We start from the raw sequence: 24210 nt of genomic DNA on the forward strand, positions 1-24210 counted from the left end.
GCGAGAGCGCCGCTTAGTCGGCCTGCTTGCGCAGGAACGCGGGAATGTCGTACGTATCGACACCCTTTTCCTGCAACGCCTGCACGTGCGAAGCCGCCGTTTCACGCGAGTTGCGCCACACGGCCGGCGTATCGAACGCGCCGTAATCCGCCGTGTTCGCCTGCGCCGGTTGCGCGTAGCCGTGCTGCATCACCGGCTGGTTATCGGTGCCCGTGCGCAGCAGCGTCATCGGCGCCGCTTGCTGCTTCTTCGCCGCGCTGGCCGCCGCGCGGCCCAGACCCGTCGCCACCACCGTCACGCGCAGCGCATCGCCCATCGCGTCGTCGTAGACGGCGCCGAAGATGACCGTCGCGTCTTCAGCGGCGTAGCTCTTGATCGTGTTCATCACTTCGCGCGTTTCCGACAGACGCAACGAACGGCTCGACGTGATGTTCACGAGCACGCCGCGCGCACCCGACAGATCGACGCCTTCGAGCAGCGGGCTCGCCACGGCTTGCTCCGCCGCCAGACGGGCGCGATCGACGCCGGCCACCGTGGCCGTGCCCATCATCGCCTTGCCTTGCTCGCCCATCACCGTCTTCACGTCTTCGAAGTCGACGTTGACCAAGCCATCGACATTGATGATTTCGGCGATACCGGCAACCGCGTTGTTCAGAACGTCGTCCGCGCACTGGAAGCACTTGTCCATCTCGGCGTCATCGCCCATCACCTCGAACAGCTTGTCGTTCAGGACGACGATCAGCGAGTCGACGTGATCCTCCAGTTGCTGCGAACCTGCTTCCGCCACGCGCATGCGCTTGCCGCCTTCGAATTCGAAAGGCTTGCTCACGACGCCAACGGTCAAGATGCCCATTTCCTTGGCGATCTGCGCGACCACGGGCGCCGCGCCCGTACCCGTGCCGCCGCCCATGCCGGCGGTGATGAACACCATGTGCGCGCCACGCAATGCATCGGCGATCCGCTCGCGCGCTTCTTCGGCCGCCGCACGTCCCATCTCGGGCTTCGCACCCGCGCCGAGCCCCGTGTTGCCGAGTTGAATCACGTTCGGCGCGCGCGAACGCGACAACGCTTGCGCATCGGTGTTCATGACGACGAAATCGACGCCTTGCACCCCTTTGCTGATCATGTGCGCGACGGCATTGCCGCCCGCACCGCCAACGCCCACCACCTTGATGATGGTGCCGTTGGTTTCCGTTTCCAACATCTGGAATTCCATATTGCCTCCGTCAAGAAATAATCCTGCTGATCGGCCGTTATTCGGCGGGGAGTCGGGCAACCCCCACGCCGCACGCGAGCCGCCGGCACCCGCGCTGTCACTGCCCGCCCGAAGCGCATCGGAATCAACGCGCGTTGGGCCGTCTACGATCGTTAAAAATTGCCCAAGAACCAGTCCTTCATTCGCGAGAAGACCTGCCCCATCGAGCCGGCCTGCACCGCAACCTTGCGCCCGCGCATGCGCTGCGACGAGCCTTCCACGAGCAAGCCCATCGCCGTCGAATAGCGCGGATTGCGCACGACGTCGGCGAGACCGCCCGCATATTCCGGCACGCCGATGCGCACCGGCTTCAGAAAAATGTCTTCGCCGAGTTCGACCATGCCCGGCATCATCGAAGCACCGCCCGTCAGAACGATGCCGGAGCTCAAGAGTTCCTCGTAGCCCGACTCGCGCACGACTTGATGCACGAGCGAGAAAAGCTCCTCGACGCGCGGCTCGATCACCGCCGCGAGCGCCTGGCGCGAAAGCGTGCGAGGACCGCGTTCGCCAAGGCCCGGCACCTCGATCATCTCGTCGGGATCGGCCAGCGCCTGCTTGGCGATGCCGTAGCTCACCTTGATGTCCTCGGCATCGGGCGTCGGCGTGCGCAACGCCATCGCGATATCGCTCGTGATCTGGTCGCCCGCGATCGGAATCACGGCGGTATGCCGGATCGCGCCCTCGCTGAAGATCGCGATATCGGTCGTGCCGCCGCCGATATCGACGAGCACGACGCCCAACTCTTTTTCGTCCTCGGTCAACACGGCCAGCGACGAAGCGAGCGGCTGCAAGATCAGATCGTTGACCTCGAGCCCGCAGCGGCGCACGCACTTGACGATGTTCTGCGCGGCCGACACGGCCCCCGTCACGATGTGCACCTTCACTTCGAGGCGAATGCCGCTCATCCCGATCGGCTCGCGCACATCTTCCTGTCCGTCGATGATGAATTCCTGGGTGAGGATGTGCAGCACCTGCTGATCGGTCGGGATGTTGATCGCCTTGGCGGTCTCGATCACGCGCGCGACGTCGGCCTGCGTCACCTCTTTGTCCTTGATCGCCACCATGCCGCTCGAATTGAAGCTGCGGATGTGGCTGCCTGCGATCCCGGTGAAGACGTTCGTGATCTTGCAGTCGGCCATCAACTCGGCTTCCTCGAGCGCGCGCTGAATAGACTGCACCGTGGCCTCGATGTTCACCACGACGCCCTTTTTCAGACCCTTCGATTCGCTTTGCCCGAGCCCGATCACCTCGTAGTGGCCTTCGCCGCGCAACTCGGCGACAACCGCGACGACCTTGGCCGTGCCGATGTCCAGGGCAACCAGCAAATCCTTGTAGTCTTTACTCATAGCGTGCTCATTGCGTGTGATTACTTCGCCGCGGGTTTGCCCGCGGTCGCATTGCCGATGAAGCGCATCCCCGCGGCGCGAATCGCAAAGCCGTTCGGATAACGCAAGTCAGCGTATTCGATGTCGTTGCCCCAGCGAGCCGTGACCGCGCTCCAAGCCGCGCTCAACCGATGACTGCGCTCGGCGAGCGTTTGCGGATTGCGTTCCCGGCCGTACTCGATCTGCGTGCCGTTCGAAAGCTTCACCGTCCACGCGTAGCGCGGCGACAGCGTCACTTCCTCGGGCGTCGCCCCGAGCGGCGCGAGCCACTTCTTGAAATCGAAGTAGCGCGCGACGACTTCCTTTTCCGTCCCGTTCGGTCCGTCGAACGCGGGCAGATCTTCGTCGAGCTCGCCTTGATTCGCCGTGAACAGCTCGCCGTCGACGCTCACGAGCTGATCGCTGCCCCACGTGGCGAGCGGTTTGTACTCTTCGAGCGTCACCGCGAGCGCGTTCGGCCAAACGCGCCGGACGCTCGCGCGGCGCACCCACGGCATTTGCTCGAACGCCGCCCGTGCGTTGTCCAAATCGACCGTGAAGAAGTTGCCCTTCAGATGGCCCACCACGCCGGCACGCACGGTCGGCGCGTTGATGTGCTCGGTGTCTCCGCCGATCGCGATCGTATGCAGCGTGAACGCGGGGCGCTGCATCAGCCAGTACGCGCCCGCCGCCAATAGCACCAGCGCCCACAGCGCATAGAGCGCGTTGGCTGCGAGGTTCAGTTGGCGTACGTTGTTCCACATGGCCGGCGATCAATCCTTTAGCGTCAACGCGAGCACGCCGACGACGAGTTCTTGATAGCCGATGCCGACCGCGCGCGCCGCCTTCGGCGGCAGCGAGTGGTCGGTCATGCCCGGCGCCGTGTTCACCTCGAGGAAATAGGCGTTGCCGTTCGCGTCGAGCATGAAATCGGCGCGGCCCCAGTCGGTGCAGCCGAGGACTTCGAACGCACGGCGCGATAGCGCCTTCAAACGCGTCTCTTCCTCGGCGGGCAGCCCGCACGGAATCAAGTACTGCGTGTCGTCGGCGATGTATTTCGCGTGATAGTCGTAGAACTCGCCGGCCGGCACGATCTTGATGATCGGCAAGTCGAGATCGCCCGCGATGCACGCGGTGTACTCGCCCCCACCCTCGATGCTCTTTTCGACGACGACGATCTTGTCGAACTTGGCCGCTTCCTCGAGTGCGGCCGGCAGCGCGTCGGCGCCCTTCACCTTCGTCACCGCGACGCTCGAGCCCTCGCTCGCGGGCTTCACGAACAGCGGCAGGCCGAGTTTCGCGACGATCTGCGCGGCGCGCGCGGCGTAGTCGTCGCCGCGCATCACGGCCTCGAACGGCGGCGTCGGCACACCGAGCTGCTGCCACACGAGCTTCGTGCGGAACTTGTCGAGGCCGAGCGCGGAGCCGAGCACACCCGGGCCCGTATAACGGATACCGTAGAAGTCGAGCGCGCCCTGGATTTGACCGTTCTCGCCATAGCCGCCGTGCAGCGCGATGAACGCACGCGCGAAGCCTTCATCCTTGAGCGCGGACAGCGGCCGCTCCGACGGATCGAACGGATGCGCGTCGATACCGGCGTCGCGCAGCGCCTTGAGCACGAGCGAGCCCGATTTGAGCGACACCTCGCGCTCGGCGGATTCGCCACCGAGCAATACGGCCACTTTGCCGAAACGTTTCGGATCGATGCTACTCATCTCTAACCTTTAGTTCTTGAGCGAGGCGGCCCGGCACCGTGCCGATCGAACCCGCGCCCATCGTGATCACCACATCGCCGTCGCGCACGAGCGTCGACAGCGCTTGCGGCACGTCGTCGACCGTGGCGACGAATGCCGGATCCACTTTGCCCGCCGCGCGAACCGCACGCGCGAGCGCTTGACCGTCGGCCGACACGATCGGCGCTTCGCCGGCCGCATAGACTTCCGTCAGCACGAGCGCATCGACGCTCGAGAGCACGCCGACGAAATCCTCGAAGCAATCGCGCGTGCGCGTAAAACGATGCGGCTGGAACGCCAGCACCAGCCGCTGGCCCGGGAACGCGCCACGCGCCGCGGCGATCGTGGCCGCCATCTCCACCGGGTGATGACCGTAATCGTCGATCAGCGTATAGGTGCCACCCTCGGCCACGCGCATTTCGCCATAGCGCTGAAAACGGCGTCCAACGCCCGTGAATTCCGCCAGCGCCCGCTGAATATCGGCATCGGCGATCTCGAGCTCCGTGGCGATCGCGATCGCGGCCAGCGCGTTTTGCACGTTGTGCGTGCCCGGCATGTTCAGTACGACCTCGAGCGGCGCCGCGCCTTCGCGTACCGCCGTGAAATGCATCTTGCCCTCGCGCGCGAAAACGTTGATCGCGCGCACCTGCGCATCGGGCGCGAAGCCGTAGCGAATCACCGGCTTCGAGACGAACGGAAGAATTTCACGCACGTTCGTGCAATCGACGCAGAGCACCGCAATGCCGTAGAACGGTAACCGGTGCGTGAACTCGATGAACGCCTGCTTGAGCCGGGCGAAGTCGTGCCCGTACGTGTCCATGTGATCTTCGTCGATGTTCGTGACGACTTCGATCACGGGCAACAAATTCAAGAACGATGCATCGGACTCGTCCGCCTCGGCCACGATGAAATCGCCGGTGCCAAGGCGCGCATTGACACCCGCGCTCGTGAGACGGCCGCCGATGACGAAGGTCGGGTCGAGCCCGCCCGCCGCGAGCACGCTCGCGACGAGGCTCGTCGTCGTGGTTTTGCCGTGCGTCCCGGCGATCGCGATGCCCTGCTTCAGGCGCATGAGTTCCGCGAGCATCACGGCACGCGGCACGATCGGCACGCGCTTGCGGCGCGCGGCCAATACCTCAGGGTTGTCGCTGCGCACGGCCGTGGAGACGACGACGGCGTCCGCGTCGCCGATATGCTCGGCGGCGTGGCCGATCTCGATGCGGGCGCCGAGCGAGGCGAGCCGGTCGGTCGAGGCGCTCCGGGCGAGATCCGATCCGCTCACGCGATAGCCGAGCGTGACGAGCACCTCCGCGATGCCGCACATGCCGGCACCGCCGATGCCGACGAAGTGAATATGTTTGACGATGTGTTTCATGACTTTCCTTCTTGGCGCGCGAGCGCCACGGCCGCGCAAACCTGCGCGACACGATCGGTGGCTTCGGGCTTGGCCAGCAAGCGCGCGCGCTCGGCCATCTCGGCGAGCGTCTCGCGCGTCTGGCTGCGCAGCCAATCCGCAAGATTTTCCGGCGACAAATCGCGTTGCTGCACGAGCACGGCGGCGGTTTGCGATGCTAAAAATTGGGCGTTCGTGCTTTGGTGGTCATCCACCGCATACGGGAACGGCACGAACAGCGCGGCGACGCCCACGGCCGCCACCTCCGCCACCGTCATCGCGCCGGAGCGGCAAATGACGAGGTCGGCTTCGCCGTACGCGGCCGCCATGTCGTCGATGAACGGCACGAGGCGCAGTGCCTCGCCGGGTTCGAAACCGGCTTGCGCGTAATTGGCCTGCAACGCGTCGATGTGCTTCGCGCCCGCTTGATGAATGACGTGCGGACGTTCGTTCGGCGCGAGCAGGGCCAGCGCGCGCGGCACACACTCGTTCAACGCCGCGGCCCCCAAGCTGCCGCCGACGACGAGCACGCGCAGCGGCCCCGTGCGGCTTGCATAGCGGGCCTTCGGCTCTTGCGCATGACACAGTTCGTCGCGCAGCGGATTGCCGGTCCATTCGGCGCCGGGCAACGTATCGGGAAACGCAACCAATACGCGGCGCGCCAGCTTGGCGAGCACCTTGTTCGCCAACCCCGCCACGGAGTTCTGTTCGTGCAGCACCAGGGCTCGTCCGGTCAGCGCCGTCATGACCCCGGCCGGAAACGTAATGTAGCCGCCCATTCCGAGCACGACATCGGGTTGCACGCGTTTGAGCACGCGCGCGCTTTCCAAGCAGGCACGCAAGAGATTCAGCGGCAGCATGAGCTTCGTTTTGAGCCCTTTGCCGCGCAGCCCGCCGAAGCGAACGAATTCCATCGGCACGCCGTGTTTGGGTACGAGCGACGCTTCCATGCCGGAAGGATTGCCGAGCCAAACGACGCGCCAGCCCCATGCGCGCATGCGATGCGCGACCGCCAGCCCCGGGAAGACGTGCCCGCCGGTTCCGCCGGCCATGACCAAGAGCGTGTGTTGCGGCGTGGCGCTCATACCTTTCCCCCACGCATCAACACACGGTTCTCGTAGTCCACCCGCATCAAGACCGCCAGCGCGACACAGTTGAGCACGATCCCCGAGCCGCCGTAGCTCACGAGGGGCAGCGTGAGCCCCTTTGTCGGCAGCAAGCCGAGATTCACGCCCATGTTGATGAACGTTTGGGCGCCGAACCACAGGCCGATGCCCTTCGCCATGAGGCCGGCGAACGTTCGGTCGAGCGCGAGCGCCTGCCGGCCGATCTCGAACGCGCGGCGCACGATCCAGTAAAACAGCAAGATGACGACCAGCACGCCGATAAAGCCGAACTCCTCGCCGATCACGGCAAGGATGAAGTCGGTGTGCGCTTCGGGCAGATAGTTGAGCTTTTCGACGCTGCCGCCGAGGCCGACGCCGAACCACTCGCCGCGGCCGAACGCGATCAGCGAGTGCGTCAATTGGTAGGCCTTGCCTTGCGCGTAGCGGTCGTCCCACGGATCGAGGTAAGCGAAAATCCGCTCGCGCCGCCAGGGAGAGGCCCACACCAGGATCGAAAACGTGCCCACCGCCGTGGCCACGAGGCCGCCGAACAGCTTGCCGTTCACCCCGCCGAGAAAGAGCACGCCCATCGCAATCGCCGCGACGACCATGAACGCGCCCATGTCGGGCTCGAGCAGCAACAGCGCGCCGACGACGCCCACCGCGAAGCCCATCGGCAAAAAGCCCTTGGCGAAGCTATGCATGTGTTCTTGCTTGCGCACCGTGTAGTTCGCCGCATAAATGGTGACGGCGAGCTTCATGATTTCCGAAGGCTGCATGTTCATGAGGCCGAGCGGAATCCATCGGCGCGCGCCGTTCACGCCTTTGCCGATGTGCGGAATGAGCACGATCACGAGCGCGGCGAGCGCGAGCAGGAAAAGCTTGGGCGCGTACTTGTCCCAAACCGAGATCGGAATCTTGAACGTCACGATCGCGACCACCGAGGCGAGGGTCACCGAAATGACGTGGCGCATCAAGAATGCATAGGTGTGGTACGCGGCGTACTTCGGCGAATCCGGCATGGCGATCGAGGCCGAATAGACCATCACTACGCCGAGCCCGAGCAAGGCAATCACGACCCACAGCAGCGCATGGTCGTAGTCGAGCATGCGCGAGCGCATCGGACGCATCCCGCTGACGGCGCTCGCGAGCCCGCCCATGCCGGACGAAGCGGCGCCCGCGATTTTCGCCGATTTAGCGCCGCCCGCCGCATCGCGCGACGGCGTCAGGTGGGAGCCGAAGCGATCGAGCCAACTCATAGCATCGTCCCCCGCTGGGCCGCGATCTCCTCGACCGTGTCGCGGAACACGGCGGCGCGATGCGCGTAGTTGGTGAACATGTCGAGGCTCGCGCAGGCCGGCGAGAGCAGCACCGCGTCGCCCGGCTCGGCAAGTGCGGCCGCCGCTTGCGTCGCAGCCTCGAGCGTAGGATGGTCGGCCAGCATGACGCCGGTCTCGGTGAGCGCTTCGCGCAGTTGCGGCGCATCGCGACCGATCAGCATCACCGCGCGGCACCACCGCGCCACAGGGCGTGCGAGCGGCGCGAAATCCTGTCCTTTACCGTCGCCGCCGGCAATCAGCACGACGCGCTGAGCCAGTCCGTCGAGCGCGGCAACGGTCGCGCCGACGTTCGTGCCCTTGCTGTCGTCGACGAAGTCGACACCGTCGATCGAGGCGATCAATTCCACACGATGCGGCTCGCCGCGATATTCACGTAATGCATGGAGCAGCGGCGCCGCCGGCAACCCGATCGCGCGTGCCAGCGCGAACGCCGCGAGCGCGTTGGCCGCGTTGTGCAGGCCGCGAACGCGCAGCGCGTCGGCCGGCATGAGGCGCGTCATCGCGAGGTCGGCGGGCACGGCCGCTTCTTGCTTGCGGCGGCGCGGGCTCGCCGTCTCGTCCGACGGCTCGCGCTCGCGCGCCTGCGCGAGCCAGTTGATGCCGTTCTCGAGCACGAGGCCGTAGTCGCCCAATCGCGTGGGCTCGTTCAGGCCGAAGGTGATGCACGTAGCCTGCCCCGACGCAACGGCGCCCGACGCGAACGCCATCGTGCGCGCGTCGTCGCGATTGAGCACTCGCACCGTATTCGGCCCGAAGATGCGTCCTTTCGCGGCGGCATAGGCGTCGAGTCCGCCATGCCAGTCGAGATGATCTTGCGTGATGTTCAGCACGGTTGCCGCATCGGGGGCAAATGAATGCGCGGTTTCGAGCTGGAAGCTCGACAGCTCGAGCACCCACACGTCGGGCAACGCCGCCGTGTCGATCGCATCCATCAACCGATCGAGCAACGACGGGCTGATGTTGCCCGCGACGGCCACCTTCTTGCCTGCGCGTTCGCACAGTAGCCCGGTCATGCTCGTCGTGGTCGTCTTGCCGTTCGTTCCCGTGATCGCGACGACCTTCGGTGCGTAGCCGCTTTCGCCCAGATGCGCGAGGGCCTGCGCGAAAAATTCGAGCTCGCCCCATACCGGAATGCCGCGTTCGCGCGCGCTTGCGATGAGCGGTGCGAGGTCTTGCGCAAGCGGCGAGAGACCCGGGCTCAATGCGACGAGTTCGATCCCGTCGTCGAGCAGCGCGGGCGAGAACGGACCACCGGCGAACTGCGCGTCGATGTCGTGCGTGGCGAGCGCCGGCAGATTCGGCGGCGCCTCGCGCGTATCGGCGATGCGCAAACGGCACCCCTGGCGCGAACACCAGCGCGCCATCGCAAGGCCCGACTCACCGAGCCCCAGCACGAGCACCATCGGCCGTTGCCGATCACGAAACATCTCGCCGAACATCGCTAGCTTTTCCTTTTCCTTTGTGCGCGCCGCGCGTCGTTAGCGCAGCTTCAACGTCGATAGCCCGAACAGGCACAGCATCAACGTGATGATCCAAAAGCGGACGACGACTTGCGTCTCCTTCCAGCCCGACAACTCGAAATGGTGATGCAGCGGCGCCATCTTGAAGATGCGCCGCCCTTCGCCGTAGCGCTTCTTCGTGTACTTGAACCACACCACTTGCAGCATGACCGAGAGCGTTTCGGCCACGAAAATGCCGCCCATGATGAACAGCACGATCTCTTGCCGCACGATCACGGCGATGGTGCCGAGCGCGCCGCCGAGCGCGAGGGCGCCGACGTCGCCCATGAACACCTGCGCGGGGTGCGTGTTGTACCAGAGGAACGCGAGCCCGGCCCCGCCCATCGCCGAGCAGAAGATCAGCAGTTCGCCCGCGCCGGGGATATGCGGAAACAGCAAGTACTTCGAATACACCGAGCTACCCATCACATAGGCGAATACGCCGAGCGACGCGCCGACGAGCACGACGGGCATGATCACGAGGCCATCGAGACCGTCGGTCAGATTGACCGCGTTGCTCGCACCGACGATGACAAGATAAGTCAGCGCGATGAAGCCCCAAACGCCCAGCGGATAGCTGATCGACTTCAAGAACGGCAGCATCAAATCGGCGCGCGCGGGCAGCCCCATCGACAAGCCGCTGCGCACCCAGGCCATGAACAGATCGAACACGCGCACGTTACTCGCCTCCGACACGCTGAAGGCGAGATAAACCGCGGCGAACAAGCCAATCACCGATTGCCAGAAATACTTCTCGCGCGACGACATGCCGCGCGGGTCCTTGTAGACGACTTTGCGATAATCGTCGACCCAGCCGATCACGCCGAAGCCGAACGTCACGAGAATCACGATCCAAATGAAGCGATTGGTCAGATCGGCCCAGAGCAGCGTCGACACGGCGATGCCGATCAGAATCAGCACGCCGCCCATCGTCGGCGTGCCCGATTTGACCAGGTGCGTCTTCGGCCCGTCGGTTCGCACCGCTTGCCCTACCTTCATCTCGGTCAGCTTGCGAATCACCCACGGCCCGCAGACGAGCCCGATCACGAGCGCGGTGATGGTGGCCATCACCGCGCGAAACGTCAGATAGCCGAATACGCGCAAAAAGCTTGCGTCGTTCTGCAGCCATTGCGCCAGCACCAGCAGCATGCTTGTCCTTCTCTTTCAGTGCGTGCCGGGCGCGACGCCCGGCACGTTGGGTGACGGTTGAACGGTGAGCGCCTCGACGACGCGTTCCATCCGCATAAAACGCGAGCCTTTCACGAGCAGGGTCGCGCTCGATCCAAAGCCCGCTTGCAGCAAGTACTCGACGAGTGCGGACACGTCGTCGAAATGGTGCGCGGCACCTTGCCCCGCACCGAACGCCGCGCACGAGTCGCGCGCCGCGTCGCCCAGTGCGACGAGCGCATCGATGCCGCGCTCGCGCGCATAAGCGCCGACTTCACGATGAAACTGCGGTCCGTTGTCGCCCACCTCACCCATGTCGCCCATGACGAGCACACGCGGTGCGGCAGCGGCGGCCAACACGTCGATGGCCGCGCGCATCGAATCGGGGTTCGCGTTGTACGTGTCGTCGATCACCGTCGCGTCCGCTAGCGGGCCCGCGATCGCACGCTTGGCTTGCAACCGGCCTTTGACCGGCGTGAACGCTTCGAGTCCACGCACGATCGCGTCGAGCGGCACGTTGGCGGCGACGGCCGCGGCCGTGGCTCCGAGCGCATTGCGCGCGTTGTGGTCGCCGAGCACCTGCAACGTCGCTTCGAACGGGCCGGCCGGCGTGCGCGCGCGCAAACGGTTGCCTTCGAGCACGCCTGTCACCGCGGCTGCGGCAGCAGCCCGGTTACCCGAAGCGTCTTCGAGCGCGAAGTCGACGATACGGTTCCCCGTCGCGGCGATGCGCCAGATACCCGCGTAGGCGTCGTCGGCCGGAAAGACGGCAACGCCGTCCTTCGGCAGGGCGTGAATCACGCTTGCGTGTTCGAGCGCGACGGCCTCGACCGTCGCCATGAATTCTTGGTGTTCGCGCTGTGCGTTGTTCACGAGCGCGATCGTCGGCAACGCGATCTTCGCGAGCACATCGGTTTCGCCCGGGTGATTCATGCCCACTTCGATAACCGCGAGCCGGTGGGTCGCATTCAACCGCAGCAACGTCAGCGGCAATCCCACGTCGTTGTTGAAGTTGCCGGCCGTGGCGAGCCGCGCCGATTCGCCAACCGCCTCAGCGAAGATCGACGCGATCATCTCCTTGACCGTCGTCTTGCCGTTGCTGCCCGTCACGGCGACGAGCGGCAACGTGAAGCGGCTGCGCCAGCCGCGCGCCAGTTCGCCGAGCGCCACGCGCGTATCGGGCACGAGCAGCGCCGGCCCCTGCCAGTCGTGCGGCAGCCGTTGCGCGAGCACCGCGCTGGCGCCGCGCGTGCGAACGTCGGCCAAAAACTCGTGCGCATCGAAGCGCTCGCCTTTGAGCGCGACGAACAACTCGCCCGGGCCCGTCGTGCGGCTATCGGTACCGACCCGCTCGACGGCGGTCGCCCGATCGCCATGGACGGTCGCGCCCGCGATCCATTGAGCGGCTTCGCCTAGCGTGAACATCGTCATTGCTCGCCTCCGCGCGAATGCGTCGCGCGCGCGGCGAGCGCGAGCCGAGCGTGATCCTGATCCGAAAAAACACGCTTCTTGCCCATGATTTCCTGTGTGGCTTCGTGACCCTTGCCGGCCAGCAGCACGACGTCCTCGCGCGCCGCGCCGCGCACCGCTTGCAAGATCGCGTTCGCGCGATCCTCGATGCGGCGCGCCCGGTCCGGCTGCGTCATGCCCGCAACGATCCGATCGATGATCGATGCGGGATTTTCGCTGCGCGGGTTGTCGCTCGTCACCACGACGGCATCGGCCAATCGCTCGGCAATCGCGCCCATCAGCGGACGCTTGGTCGCGTCGCGATCGCCGCCACAGCCGAACATGCACACGAGTTGGCCGCCGCGCGCTTGCGCCATCGGCCGCAGCGCGGCGAGCGTCTTCTCGAGCGCATCGGGCGTGTGGGCGTAGTCGACGACGACGAGCGGCTCGTCGCTCGCGATGCGCCCGCCCAGGCGCTGCATCCGGCCATTGACCGGCTCGAGCTTGGCGAGTTGCGCGAGCGCGTCGCCCAAAGGAACATCGGCGGCTAAAAGCGCGCCGAGCACGCCGAGCAGATTGCTGACGTTGAATTCGCCGAGCGTACCGACTTCGACCTCGGCCGCGCCCCAATCCGACGCCAAATGGAAGGCGGTGCCGGTCGCGGTGGCGCGCACGTTCGTCGCGACGAGCGCGGCATGGGCGCTCGGCGCATCGCTCGCCGCCCCGATGCCGTAGACGATCGTCGGCATGCGCGGTTGCGTCCGCGCGATCAACCGGCGCCCGGCGGCATCGTCGCGATTGATGACCGCCGCCTTCAGCGTCGGCCAGTCGAACAGTTTGGACTTCGCGGCTTCATACGCTTCGAACGTACGGTGATAGTCGAGGTGATCTTGCGTCAGATTGGTGAACAAGGCGATGTCGAAGGCCGTGCCGTTCACGCGGCCCTGATGCAGGGCATGCGACGACACCTCCATCGACACGGCACGCGCGCCCGCCGCCGCCAATTGCGCGAGCGAACGCTGCATCTGAGGCGCATCGGGCGTCGTGAACCCGGTGTGGGCGAGATGCCCCCACATGCCGGTTCCGAGCGTGCCGATGACCGCGCACGGCTCGCCAAGCGCCGTCAGCGCCGCGGCGATCCATTGCGAGCACGAAGTCTTGCCGTTGGTACCCGTCACGCCGATCATGCGCATGGACTCGCTCGGCGCGCCGTACCAGCGGCTCGCGATTTCGCCCGCCAAGCGATCGAGTTGCGGCACCGCGTGCGTGCGCGCGGGATCGACGGTGCCCGAGAAACCCTCGGGCTGAAACAGCACCGCAGCCGCGCCGCGCTCGAAAGCGCTCGCGATATGCGCCCGGCTATCGGCGCCATCTACGGCATAAGCGAAAAAGACGTCGCCGGCCGCGAGCGTGCGCGAGTCGGCGTGCAATTGAGCGCCGGGGGCCGCGTGTGCGCGCAGCCAGGCGAGCGCATCGGCGATTTCCCGGTGCATGGCGTCCTCGTTCACGGGCGCACTCATCGAACGACTCCGGGGTGGGCGTGGGTGGCGGCCGATACCGTCATCGCCCGTGCGGACATCACGGCAGCGGTCTTGCCGGCGGTGACGGCGGCGGCCTTGGACGAATCGTCGGATACGACCAGTTGCTTGACGGGCATATCGGGCGGCACGTTCAGCGCCCGCATCGTATCGCCGACGATGCCGGAGAACACCGGACCGGACACATAGCCGCCGAAGTGGCTGCCCGCCGTCGGCTGGTCGATCGAGACGGCGACGACGATGCGCGGATTCGGCATCGGCGCCATGCCGACGAACGACGCCCGGTACTTCGACCGATCGTAACCGCGCCCCGAGTGCACGTACGCGGTGCCGCTCTTGCCGCCGACACGGTAACCCGGCACGGCTGCCTCGGGCGACGTACCGTCGGCGGTCACGACCGATTCGAGCATCGTGCGCACTTCGCGCGCCGTCGTCGGGGAGAAGATCTGCGGTCCCGTCACGACCTGGTTCGGGTCCGTTTTGAAAATCGACACGGGCATGAGCTGACCGTCATGCGCGATCGCGGTATAGGCACGCGCGAGCTGGAACAGCGAGACCGACAAACCATAGCCGTACGACATCGTCGCCTGCTCGATGCGGCGCCAGCTTTTCCAGGGCCGCAGCCGGCCGGCAGCCGCACCGGGGAAACCGACCTTCGGTGCCTGCCCGAGCCCGATGCTCGTATACATATTCCACATCTCTTCCGGCTTGAGCGTCAGCGCGATCTTCGTCGCGCCGATGTTGCTCGACTTCTGGATGACGCCGCCGATGGTCAGCACACCGTTCGCGCTGTCGTCGGTGATCGGGGCGCCATCGAGCACGAAGCGGCCGTTGCCGGTATCCACGCGCGTGTCGGGCGTCACGCGGTGCAAGTCGAGCGCGAGCGAAACCGTGAACGGCTTCATGATCGAGCCCGGCTCGAATACGTCCGTGAGCGCCCGATTGCGCAATTGCTCGCCGGTCAGGTGCGAGCGATCGTTCGGGTTGTAGGTCGGGTAGTTGACGAGCGCCAGCACGTTGCCGGTACGGACATCGATGACCATGGCCGCGCCGGCTTTCGCCTTCGATTTCTCGACGGCCGCCTTCAGATCCGAGTACGCGATGTACTGAATCTTGCTGTCGATCGACAATTCGACGTCTTTGCCGTCGTGCGGCACGACTTGCTCGTCGACGTCCTCGATGATGTGCCCGAGCCGGTCCTTGATTACACGGCGCATCCCCGGCGTGCCCGCGAGCAGCTTCTGATCGGACAGTTCGACGCCTTCCTGGCCTTCGTCCTCGATATTGGTGAAACCGACCAAGTGAGCCGTAATTTCACCCTCGGGATAGAAACGCTTGTATTCGGTGCGCTGATAGATGCCCGGAATCTTCAGCGCCTCGATCTTCGCGGCCACGTCGATAGGCACTTGGCGCTTCACGTAGACGAACGTCTTGTCCTCGGAAAATTTCTTGTGCAGTTCTTTTTGCGTCATGCCGAGCAACGCGCCCAGCGCGGCCAGCTTGGCAGGATCGAGATCCTCGGGCACCGATTCCGGAATCGCCCAGATGGCCCGCACCGGCAAGCTCGTGGCGAGCACGAGGCCGTTTCGATCGAGAATCTTGCCGCGCGTGGAAGGCAATTCGATCGTGCGTTCGTAGCGGATCTCGCCTTGCTTCTGATAGAAGGCATTGCCCGGACCTTGGATCCAGAACGCGCGAGCCGCGAGCGCCACGAAGGCGGTGAAGAGCATAAAGACGACGAGCTTCGAGCGCCACATCGGCAAACGCACCGAGAGGACCGGGCTCGCGGAGAACGTGACGCTCTTCGTCTTGGCCGCGTGCTTCATCGCGCGCCTCCCCGACGGGCGGCACGGCTCACAGCATTGCTCGCCCCCTTACCCGCCCGCGAAAGCGGCGCCGCGGCGCTGGCCGCGAGGATCGGGATCGGCGCGTTCTCGGCCTGGTTGGCACCGGGAGCGAGGGTCAAGAATTGCGTTTCGCCCGTCGAGGCGGGCTGCATTTTCAGCGAGGCGGTTGCGAGCTGCTCGATGCGCGAGGTCTTCGACAAGGCGCTTTGCTGATACTGCAACTGAGCGTAGTCCTGCTGCAGCTGATGCTCTTCGGACTGCGCACGCTCCAATTGCACGAACAACTGCCGCTGCTGGTTCGTGGAATTGACGACGGAAAGCGCACAACCCAAAACGACGAAGAGCAGAAATATGTTGAGGCGGCTCATGGCGCGACGCGCTCCGCGACGCGCATGACCGCCGAGCGGGCACGCGGGTTGGACTCGAGTTCGGCGGCGCCGGCAAATACGCGCCCGATGATTCTCAGAGGCGCAGCGGGCAGATCGACGGCACGAATCGGCAAGCGACGGTCGATCGCAGGCCCACTCGCGTGAGCCTGCATGAATCGCTTCACGATTCGATCCTCGAGCGAATGAAAGCTGATCACGACCAGCCGCCCCCCTTGCTCCAACGACGCGAACGCCGCCTCTAAAACGACTTGCAGCTCCGCAAGCTCTTGATTGACGTAAATCCGTATAGCCTGAAAGGTGCGGGTGGCCGGATCCTTGCCCTTCTCACGGGTCTTGACTGCGCGAGCCACGATTTCGGCAAGCTCGCCCGTGCTGTCGAGAGGCCCAAGACGGTCGGACTCTGCCCGGCGAGCAACAAGCGCCTTTGCAATCTGAACAGCAAACCGTTCTTCCCCATAATCTCGAATGACCTCCGTCAGTTCCTGCTGGCTCGCTCGAGCAAGCCATTCGGCCGCGGACTCGCCTCGCGTCGGATCCATCCGCATATCGAGCGGACCGTCCGCACGGAAGCTGAAACCGCGCGCTGGGTCGTCCAGTTGCGGCGACGACACGCCCAAGTCCAGCAATACGCCGGCGACCCGCTCGATACCCCGCGTCGCCAGCGCCGGCGCCAACGACGCAAAACTTTCGTGCACGATCGTGAAGCGCGGATCTTCGATCGCGCGCGCCGTCGCGATCGCTTGCGGATCCTTGTCGAATGCGATCAGCCGGCCGGCCTCGCTCAATTTCGCGAGTACCGCCCGGCTATGGCCGCCGCGGCCGAACGTGCCGTCTACATAGACGCCGTCCACGCGGGTCACCAACGCATCCACCGCTTCTTCCAGCAGCACCGTGCGATGCTGCAATTCGTTTCCCATCGCAGCGCCCTATTTCAACCCGCGATCAAAACGTGAAATTCTTCAGCGCATCGGGCATCCCTTGCGCCATCGCCGCCTGTTCCTTGGCGGCGTAGGTCTGCGCATCCCACAGTTCGAAGTGGCTTCCCATGCCGAGCAACATGATTTCCTTTTCCAGCCCTGCGGCCATGCGCAATTCCGGCGAGACGAGAATGCGTCCCGCGCTATCGAGATCGACGTCGGAGGCGTTACCGAGAAAAATGCGCCGCCACCAATGGGCATCCATCGGCAACGCGGCGATCTTGGTGCGGAAGACTTCCCATTCGGGACGGGGAAACAGCAATAGGCAGCCGTCCGGGTGCTTCGTGAGCGTCACCCGTCCTTGTGCCTCGCCTTGCAGCGCTTCGCGATACCGAGAGGGCACGGACATCCGCCCCTTCGCATCGAGCGTCAGCGCCGACGCCCCTTGAAACACTCTTCTCTCCCGTTCGGAGCCCTACGCTCCATCCCTCGAAAACGGCTCGGAATGATCCGAACAATCCACAAAAATACACTTTCTCACACTGTCTCCCACTTTAGAGGAACGCCCCAAGCGGGTCAAGGGAGAAAACAGTTTTTTCAGCGAATTTTGTTTGTTAGAACAAGGACTTACGTGAGTCCCTTCATGCGGGGGTGAGAAACCGAAAAACGTTATAAAAGAAAGAACTACTGCATTTTGTGAATGTGATACGTGAAAAGCTCGCGGCAGGCACCGGCACGGCAAGCGTGCGGCGCGATCAAGGGCGGGATGGGAAAGTGGATCGGTCGGGGTAAATCGACGAGCGACGCGAGCGCGCCGCTCCCACTGCGCATTAAACGTAGTAAGCCGTCTGGGTCATGACCTTGGAGGCCGCGCGCATCAGCGCCTTCACCGGCATCGGCAACTCCACACCGCCGGCGTCGGTGGCCGATTGCCCGTGCGTGCGCTCGTCGTCGCGCATTTGCGAGACGATCGCGCGCGAATGACGATCGGCTTCGGGCAGCGTACTCAGATGGCCCTCCAAATGCCGTTCAACCTGGCGTTCGGTTTCGGCCATGAAGCCGAGGCTCACTTTATCGCCGAGGCATCCGGCCGCGAAACCGATCGCAAGGGCGCCCGTGTACCAAAGCGGATTGAGCAAACTGGGACGCGAATCGAGTTCGCGCAACCGCGAGGCCGTCCATGCGAGGTGATCTTCTTCCTCTTGGGCCGCGTGCTCGAATGCGTCTTTCAGCGTGGGACTGCGCGTGGCGAGCTTTTGCGCTTGATATAGCGCTTGGGCGCATATCTCCCCCACGTGATTCACGCGCATGAGCCCTGCCGAGTGTGCGCGCTCTGCAAGCGTCAGGTCGGGCGCCGCTGCGGCGGGCGCCGCGTCAAGCGGCTCGGATATGGGCTGAGGCACCGGCCTACTCATGCGGCTCACGCCGGCGATCGAACGCAGCCCGCGGTCAAACTCGGTAATCAACTCGTCCAACGTCATTGCACTCTCCATGCGGTGCGGCAAATTGGCGGCCGGAAGCGGCTCGCCGTGCGGCACCTCCCCGCGGCACCAGGCGCGGGCGCATGGCCCACGCTTAGTTCAGAGCAAAACCGCGGTCAATCGTGCATTTTAGACGATGTTGTGCGATGCATATAGCATGGGCGCTTTTGCCGCGACGCGACACTTAGGCGCGGCTAGGCCCGGCTATGCGCGGTTATGCGCTACGTTCGTGGGCCACCGCGGCGGCGGGGCACGCGGCGGGCGGGACCGCCGCGTCGCGCAGCTCGCGTCGCAGGATCTTCCCGACGTTCGTCTTCGGCAGTTCCGTGCGGAATTCGACGATCTTCGGCCGCTTGTAGCCCGTCAGTTGCTCTTTGCAGAACGCGACGACGTCGGCCTGCGTCAGCGCGGGGTCCCGCTTCACGATGACGAGCTTGACCGCTTCTCCCGAGTGCTCGTCGGGCACACCGACGGCGGCCACTTCGAGTACGCCCGGATGTTTGGCGACGACGTCCTCGATTTCGTTCGGATAGACGTTGAATCCCGACACGAGAATCATGTCCTTCTTCCGGTCGATGATCTTGAAGTAGCCGCGCTCGTCCATGATGCCGATGTCACCGGTCTTGAAGAAGCCGTCGGCCGTCATGACCTTGGCCGTTTCGTCGGGCCGATTCCAATAGCCGGCCATCACTTGCGGCCCGCGGATACAAATCTCGCCCGGCTGCCCGATGGGCATTTCGTTACCGTCGTCGTCGCGAATCGACAGTTCGGTCGACGGGATCGGCAAACCGATCGTGCCGCTGAACTCCGTTGCCGTCACGGGATTACAGCACGCGCTCGGGGAGGTTTCCGACAGGCCGTACCCTTCGATGACGGGCACGTGCGTACGCTCGTACCACCGCTTGGCCACCGCTTCTTGCAGGGCCATGCCCCCCGCGTTGGCGACCAGCAGCTTCGAGAAATCGAGTTTGCCGAAGTCCGGGTGGTTGAGCATCGCGTTGTACAGCGTATTGACCGCCGGGAACGTATTGATCTTGTAGCCTTTCAACTGCTTGATCATGCCGCCGATGTCGCGGGGATTCGGAATCAGCACCCCCAAACCACCCGTCCGTATAGTCAGAAACGCGCAAACCGTCAGTGCGTAGATGTGATAGAGCGGCAAGGCGATGACATTCACGATCTGGGTCACGTCCTGGTGCAGCGCATGGGCCGGCTCATGCCATGCCGCCGATTGCAGCACGTTGGCAACGATATTGCCGTGCGTCAGCGTCGCGCCTTTGGCGACGCCGGTCGTGCCACCGGTATATTGGAGGAACGCCACATCGTCGCGCGTCAACGCGGCCGGCGCGAACGTAAGCCGCCCGCCTTCGGCCACGATATCGTTGAACTTCACATGGCCCGGCAGACTCCAGGCCGGCACCATCTTCTTCACGCGCCGCACGACGAAGTTGACGATGAACCCCTTGGCGCCCATCAAATCGCCCATCGACGCCACCACCACGTGCTTGATCGCGGTGTTGCGTACGACGGCCTGCAGCGTGACCGCGAAATTTTCGAGCAGAACGATGGCCTCGGCCCCGCTGTCTTTCAGTTGATGTTCGAGTTCGCGCGGCGTGTAGAGCGGATTGACGTTGACGACGACATAGCCCGCGCGCAGAACGGCGGCCAGCACGACCGGATACTGGAGCACGTTCGGCATCATGATCGCGATACGCGCGCCGCGCGCGAGCCCCTTGGACTGGAACCAAGCGGCGACTTTGCGTGAAAGCGCGTCGAGCTCCCCGTAGGTGATCGCTTTGCCCATGCAGGCGAACGCGGGCGACGCGCGATATTGCCGGAAGCTTTCCTCCAGCAATTCACCGACCGAACCGTAGGCGGACGGGTCGATTTCGGCTGGGACGCCGGGCGGGTACGACTTCAACCAAACTTTTTCCATGCGGCGTCTCCCTTAATTTTCGAATGGTCGTGCTAAAAAAAGCATCCTAGCCGGTCGTCCCGGTAGAAACAACCGGATTAGATATCGAATTCGAACTGCAAGAAAACCGCTTGCACAACATTCAGACATCAAGGCGCTCGACTTCGACGAGACAATCGTAAAACGTGGCCGAGCCGCCGAGATCGGTCAGCGCTTGGCTCGTCACCTGGTTTGCGTTGCACCCGTCGGGTGCAAGCTTCTTCCACCAAATCGATAGGCCGACGACGACGCCCTCGCGAGCGCGGTGCGATACTCGAGCTCGGGCGACGAACGCTCCGCGGTCGTTGCGAATGCGGACGTTCTCGCCGTCGGCGATGCCGCGGGCAGCGGCATCGATCGGATGAATATCGAGCCGCGGCTCGCGTTCGACGTCGCGCAGACTGTCGATGTTGACGAACGTGCTGTTCAGGAAATGACGAGCGGGCGGCGAAATCATCGCGAGCGGGTATCGCGCCGCGAGTTCGGGCGAACCATCGTGCGATTCATAGGGCGGCAAGTAATCGGGTAGCGGATCCTTACCTTCCGTGGCCAGCAGCGAACTCGCGAATTCGCATTTTCCCGACGGCGTTCGGAAGCCGCCGTTCGCAAACGGCGCGTCGGGCAACTTGAGCTTGGCCCACCCTGCTTCATTGAGCTTGGCCCAATCGACGCCCTCGAGCGTGGGATCGTCCCAACGCAGCGCGTTACGTCCGACGGTTTCGTCGCTTTCGAACAGCGCGGGCTCGTCCAAGCCCATGTGGCGCGCAAGTCCCCGGAAAATTTCCGTATTCGGGCGCGCTTGGCCGACCGGCTTGATCGCCGGCTCGTTGACCATGACGTAGGTGTGGCCATAAGCGCGATGCACGTCGAAATGCTCGAGCTGTGTCGTGGCGGGCAAGACGAGATCGGCGTAGTCGGCCGTGTCGGTCTGGAAATGCTCGAGCACGATCGTGAACAGATCTTCGCGCGCAAAACCCGCGGCCACACGCGCGGAATCGGGCGCCACGGCGACGGGATTGGAGTTGTAGACGACAACGGCTTCGATCTTGGGGCCGAACGATGCATCACCCTCGTGGAGCAGCGCGTCGCCGATCGCATTCATATTGATCACGCGCGGCAGCTTGCCCGGCCAGCCCGGCATCAAATCGGGACGCTGCAATGCCGCGGTATCGAACGGCACCCAACCCGATGTCGACAGCAACAAGCCGCCCGCACGGTCACGCCAAGCGCCCGTCAGAGAAGGCAAGCAAGCGATCGCGCGCGTCGCGTTGCCGCCGCCGCGCACCCGCTGCATGCCGTAATTCAGACGAATGGCCGATTTGCGGGTCTTGCCGTAAAGCCGGGCGAGTTCGATCAGTTCCTGTTCGTCGACGCCGCAAATTTGCGCGACCCGTGCCGGCGGATAGGCCGATGCGCGCTCCTTCAGCGCCTCGAATCCGACTGTGTGCGCCTCGACATAAGCATGGTCGATCAGGTTTTCGGCGATCAAGACATGCATCATTCCGAGGGCGAACGCGCCGTCGGTGCCGGGACGCAAAGCGATATGCTGGTGGCACTTTTCCGCGGTCAGCGAGCGATACGGGTCGATCGCCACGAGCCGTGCGCCACGCCGCTTCGCCTCTTGCGCGCGGGTCCAAAAATGCAGACTCGATGCGATCGGATTGGCGCCCCATATCAAAATCAGCTCGCTCTCCTCGAAAAATTCGAGATGCATACCGACGGGCGCACCATAGGTATATTTGAGCCCCGCCGCGCCGGCTGCCGAGCAAATCGTGCGGTCGAGCTGGGACGCACCCAGCTTGTGGAAGAAACGTTGCGCGATGCTTTCACCTTGCACGAGCCCCATCGTGCCGGCATAGCTGTACGGCAAAAGCGCTTGCGGCTCGCGACGAACGATCTCGGATAGCCGCGTTGCGGCCAAGGCGAGCGCCTCGTCCCAGCCGATCGGCTCGAAGCGCCCCTCGCCCTTTCGGCCGACGCGCTTCAACGGCGTGGTCAAGCGCTGGGCGTGGTGAGTGCGCTCGGCATAGCGACTCACCTTGGTACAAAGCACGCCCTGAGTGGGCGGATGGTCCGTGTCGCCTACTACCTTGATCGCCTTGCCGTCGACGACCGTGACTCGCATCACGCACGTATCGGGGCAATCGTGGGGGCAAACGGCGCGGGCAAATTCGGTGGGCGCATTCATCACTGCGTTCCGTTAGAGGGATGGTGCTGCGGTAGGCCGGTGATTTTAGACCGTTCGAGCCTCTAGCCTGCAGCAAATTGTCAGGGCGCCGTTGAGCGTAGAATGGTTCGTTCGATACCAATGCATATTTTAGGTGTTTTTAGTTCTAGAACCCCATCCCCACTGTCGAACGCATCATGAAACTCATTCCTGAAGTCTTGGCCGCGCGAGACGAAATCCAATCGCTGCGACGAAGCATCCACGCCCATCCCGAATTGCGCTACGAAGAAACGCGTACAGCGGAACTCGTCGCTCAGTCGCTCGAAAAATGGGGGCTGCGCGTTGAGCGCGGATTGGGCAAAACCGGGGTCGTCGGCGTGCTCCAGCGAGGAAGCGGCACGCGCTCGATCGGATTGCGGGCCGATATGGATGCGTTGCCGATCCAGGAAATCAACACGTTCGAGCATCGGTCTCAAGCGCCTGGGAAGATGCACGCTTGCGGCCATGATGGCCACACCGCGATGCTGCTTGGCGCCGCTCGGCACCTGGCGCAGCATGGCCGGTTCGACGGCACGATCGTTTTCATCTTTCAACCGGCCGAGGAAGGCGGTGCCGGCGCGCGAGCCATGATCGAGGATGGCTTGTTCGAGCGCTTCCCCGTCGATGCGGTGTTCGGGATACATAACTGGCCCGGGATGCCGGCGGGTACCTTTGGCGTGACCGAAGGGCCGATCATGGCGTCGAGCAATGAATTCAGAATCGACGTGAGGGGCGTAGGAGCACACGCCGCGATGCCGCATAACGGCCACGATCCCGTGTTCGCGGCAATACAGATCGGCAACGCGCTGCAAAGCATCATCACGCGCAATAAGAAACCGATCGATACCGCCGTGCTTTCCATCACGCAGATCCATGCGGGCGACGCGGTCAACGTGATTCCGAACGATGCATGGCTTGCTGGAACCGTGCGTACGTTTACGACTGAAACGCTCGATCTGATCGAATCGAAAATGTCCAAGGTGGCCGAAGCAACGGCGTCGGCGTTCGATTGTTCGGCGACGGTCACCTTCAACCGCAATTATCCGCCCACGATCAATAGCAGCGACGAGACGCGTTTCGCGGTGGAAGTGATGCGCGAGATCGTCGGCGAGCAAAACGTCGAGGACCATACGGAGCCGACCATGGGCGCCGAGGACTTCGCATTCATGCTGCAGGCGAGGCCCGGCTGCTATGCATTTCTCGGGAACGGCGACGGCGGACATCGCGATGCCGGCCACGGCGCCGGGCCGTGCATGCTGCATAACGCGAGCTACGATTTCAACGATGAATTGCTGCCCGTTGGAACGACATACTGGGTGAAACTCGCCGAGCGGTATCTCGCGGAAGGAATCAAGAAGTAACCGAGCGGCGCGCTCGTCGGTGAGGAGCTGGCGAGCGTTGCTTGATGTTCGATACTGCCAAAGCAAAAACCCCCGAGAGCGCTAGGCTTTCGGGGGTTTCTTAGCATTGGGTGCCTGACGATTACCTACTTTCACACGGGCAATCCGCACTATCATCGGCGTGGAGTCGTTTCACGGTCCTGTTCGGGATGGGAAGGGGTGGTACCAACTC

The 24210-nt window shown here is 64.2% G+C and carries 19 protein-coding genes and 1 rRNA gene; 1 reads left to right on the forward strand and 19 read right to left on the reverse strand.

Features of this window, described 5'->3' with window-relative positions; all coding sequences use genetic code 11:
- Positions 1–13 precede the first annotated feature (13 nt).
- The 18 genes from ftsZ to C0Z18_RS03630 form a co-directional block, all read right to left on the reverse strand.
- On the reverse strand, positions 14–1216 hold the full coding sequence (gene ftsZ, locus C0Z18_RS03545; protein ID WP_102643968.1) for a cell division protein FtsZ: 1203 nt from the start codon (positions 1214–1216) through the stop codon (positions 14–16).
- 152 nt (positions 1217–1368) lie between these two features.
- Positions 1369–2601, reverse strand: a complete 1233-nt coding sequence (gene ftsA / locus C0Z18_RS03550; protein ID WP_102643969.1) for a cell division protein FtsA — start codon at positions 2599–2601, stop codon at positions 1369–1371.
- A 20-nt stretch (positions 2602–2621) separates the two neighbouring features.
- Positions 2622–3383 carry a cell division protein FtsQ/DivIB gene (locus tag C0Z18_RS03555; protein ID WP_102643970.1) on the reverse strand — a complete coding sequence of 254 codons (762 nt, stop codon included), beginning with the start codon at positions 3381–3383 and terminating at the stop codon, positions 2622–2624.
- A 9-nt stretch (positions 3384–3392) separates the two neighbouring features.
- The gene (locus C0Z18_RS03560; RefSeq protein ID WP_102643971.1) at positions 3393–4334 is read right to left on the reverse strand and encodes a D-alanine--D-alanine ligase; all 942 of its coding nucleotides are present in this window, start codon (positions 4332–4334) and stop codon (positions 3393–3395) included.
- Positions 4327–5727, reverse strand: coding sequence for a UDP-N-acetylmuramate--L-alanine ligase (murC, locus tag C0Z18_RS03565; RefSeq protein ID WP_102643972.1), 1401 nt, complete (start codon positions 5725–5727; stop codon positions 4327–4329). Before murC ends, C0Z18_RS03560 begins: the two co-directional genes overlap by 8 nt.
- Complete coding sequence (murG, locus tag C0Z18_RS03570) at positions 5724–6830, reverse strand: undecaprenyldiphospho-muramoylpentapeptide beta-N-acetylglucosaminyltransferase (protein ID WP_102643973.1); 1107 nt, start codon at positions 6828–6830, stop codon at positions 5724–5726. Before murG ends, murC begins: the two co-directional genes overlap by 4 nt.
- Positions 6827–8110 (reverse strand): putative lipid II flippase FtsW, encoded by a 1284-nt coding sequence (gene ftsW / locus C0Z18_RS03575; RefSeq protein ID WP_102643974.1) that lies wholly within the window; start codon positions 8108–8110, stop codon positions 6827–6829. Before ftsW ends, murG begins: the two co-directional genes overlap by 4 nt.
- On the reverse strand, positions 8107–9630 hold the full coding sequence (gene murD / locus C0Z18_RS03580) for a UDP-N-acetylmuramoyl-L-alanine--D-glutamate ligase (protein WP_233216928.1): 1524 nt from the start codon (positions 9628–9630) through the stop codon (positions 8107–8109). The genes ftsW and murD overlap by 4 nt, the downstream gene beginning before the upstream one ends.
- A 39-nt stretch (positions 9631–9669) precedes the next feature.
- Complete coding sequence (gene mraY, locus C0Z18_RS03585; RefSeq protein ID WP_102643975.1) at positions 9670–10839, reverse strand: phospho-N-acetylmuramoyl-pentapeptide-transferase; 1170 nt, start codon at positions 10837–10839, stop codon at positions 9670–9672.
- Between the two features lie 15 nt (positions 10840–10854).
- Positions 10855–12288 (reverse strand): UDP-N-acetylmuramoyl-tripeptide--D-alanyl-D-alanine ligase, encoded by a 1434-nt coding sequence (locus C0Z18_RS03590; RefSeq protein WP_102643976.1) that lies wholly within the window; start codon positions 12286–12288, stop codon positions 10855–10857.
- Positions 12285–13826, reverse strand: a complete 1542-nt coding sequence (locus C0Z18_RS03595) for a UDP-N-acetylmuramoyl-L-alanyl-D-glutamate--2,6-diaminopimelate ligase (RefSeq protein WP_102643977.1) — start codon at positions 13824–13826, stop codon at positions 12285–12287. Before C0Z18_RS03595 ends, C0Z18_RS03590 begins: the two co-directional genes overlap by 4 nt.
- The gene (locus tag C0Z18_RS03600) at positions 13823–15670 is read right to left on the reverse strand and encodes a peptidoglycan D,D-transpeptidase FtsI family protein (RefSeq protein ID WP_102643978.1); all 1848 of its coding nucleotides are present in this window, start codon (positions 15668–15670) and stop codon (positions 13823–13825) included. Before C0Z18_RS03600 ends, C0Z18_RS03595 begins: the two co-directional genes overlap by 4 nt.
- Positions 15667–16059 (reverse strand): cell division protein FtsL, encoded by a 393-nt coding sequence (gene ftsL, locus C0Z18_RS03605; protein WP_102643979.1) that lies wholly within the window; start codon positions 16057–16059, stop codon positions 15667–15669. The genes C0Z18_RS03600 and ftsL overlap by 4 nt, the downstream gene beginning before the upstream one ends.
- Complete coding sequence (rsmH, locus tag C0Z18_RS03610) at positions 16056–16997, reverse strand: 16S rRNA (cytosine(1402)-N(4))-methyltransferase RsmH (protein WP_102643980.1); 942 nt, start codon at positions 16995–16997, stop codon at positions 16056–16058. Before rsmH ends, ftsL begins: the two co-directional genes overlap by 4 nt.
- 25 nt (positions 16998–17022) lie before the next feature.
- Positions 17023–17451, reverse strand: coding sequence for a division/cell wall cluster transcriptional repressor MraZ (gene mraZ / locus C0Z18_RS03615; protein ID WP_102643981.1), 429 nt, complete (start codon positions 17449–17451; stop codon positions 17023–17025).
- 376 nt (positions 17452–17827) lie between these two features.
- On the reverse strand, positions 17828–18478 hold the full coding sequence (gene coq7, locus C0Z18_RS03620) for a 2-polyprenyl-3-methyl-6-methoxy-1,4-benzoquinone monooxygenase (protein WP_102643982.1): 651 nt from the start codon (positions 18476–18478) through the stop codon (positions 17828–17830).
- A gap of 214 nt (positions 18479–18692) precedes the next feature.
- Complete coding sequence (locus C0Z18_RS03625) at positions 18693–20414, reverse strand: long-chain fatty acid--CoA ligase (protein ID WP_102643983.1); 1722 nt, start codon at positions 20412–20414, stop codon at positions 18693–18695.
- Between the two features lie 121 nt (positions 20415–20535).
- Entirely contained in the window at positions 20536–22620 is a 2085-nt protein-coding gene (locus C0Z18_RS03630; protein WP_102643984.1) for a molybdopterin-containing oxidoreductase family protein, read from the reverse strand.
- A gap of 176 nt (positions 22621–22796) precedes the next feature.
- Here C0Z18_RS03630 and C0Z18_RS03635 point away from each other — a divergent pair, with 176 nt between their 5' ends.
- Positions 22797–23999: a M20 aminoacylase family protein gene (locus tag C0Z18_RS03635; protein WP_102643985.1), complete on the forward strand. Its 1203-nt coding sequence runs from the start codon at positions 22797–22799 to the stop codon at positions 23997–23999.
- 112 nt (positions 24000–24111) lie between these two features.
- Here the strand turns inward: C0Z18_RS03635 and rrf are convergent.
- Positions 24112–24210 (reverse strand): 5S ribosomal RNA (gene rrf / locus C0Z18_RS33965); the annotation flags it as partial.

The sequence above is a fragment of the Trinickia dabaoshanensis genome (assembly GCF_002879885.1).
Classification (GTDB): domain Bacteria; phylum Pseudomonadota; class Gammaproteobacteria; order Burkholderiales; family Burkholderiaceae; genus Trinickia; species Trinickia dabaoshanensis.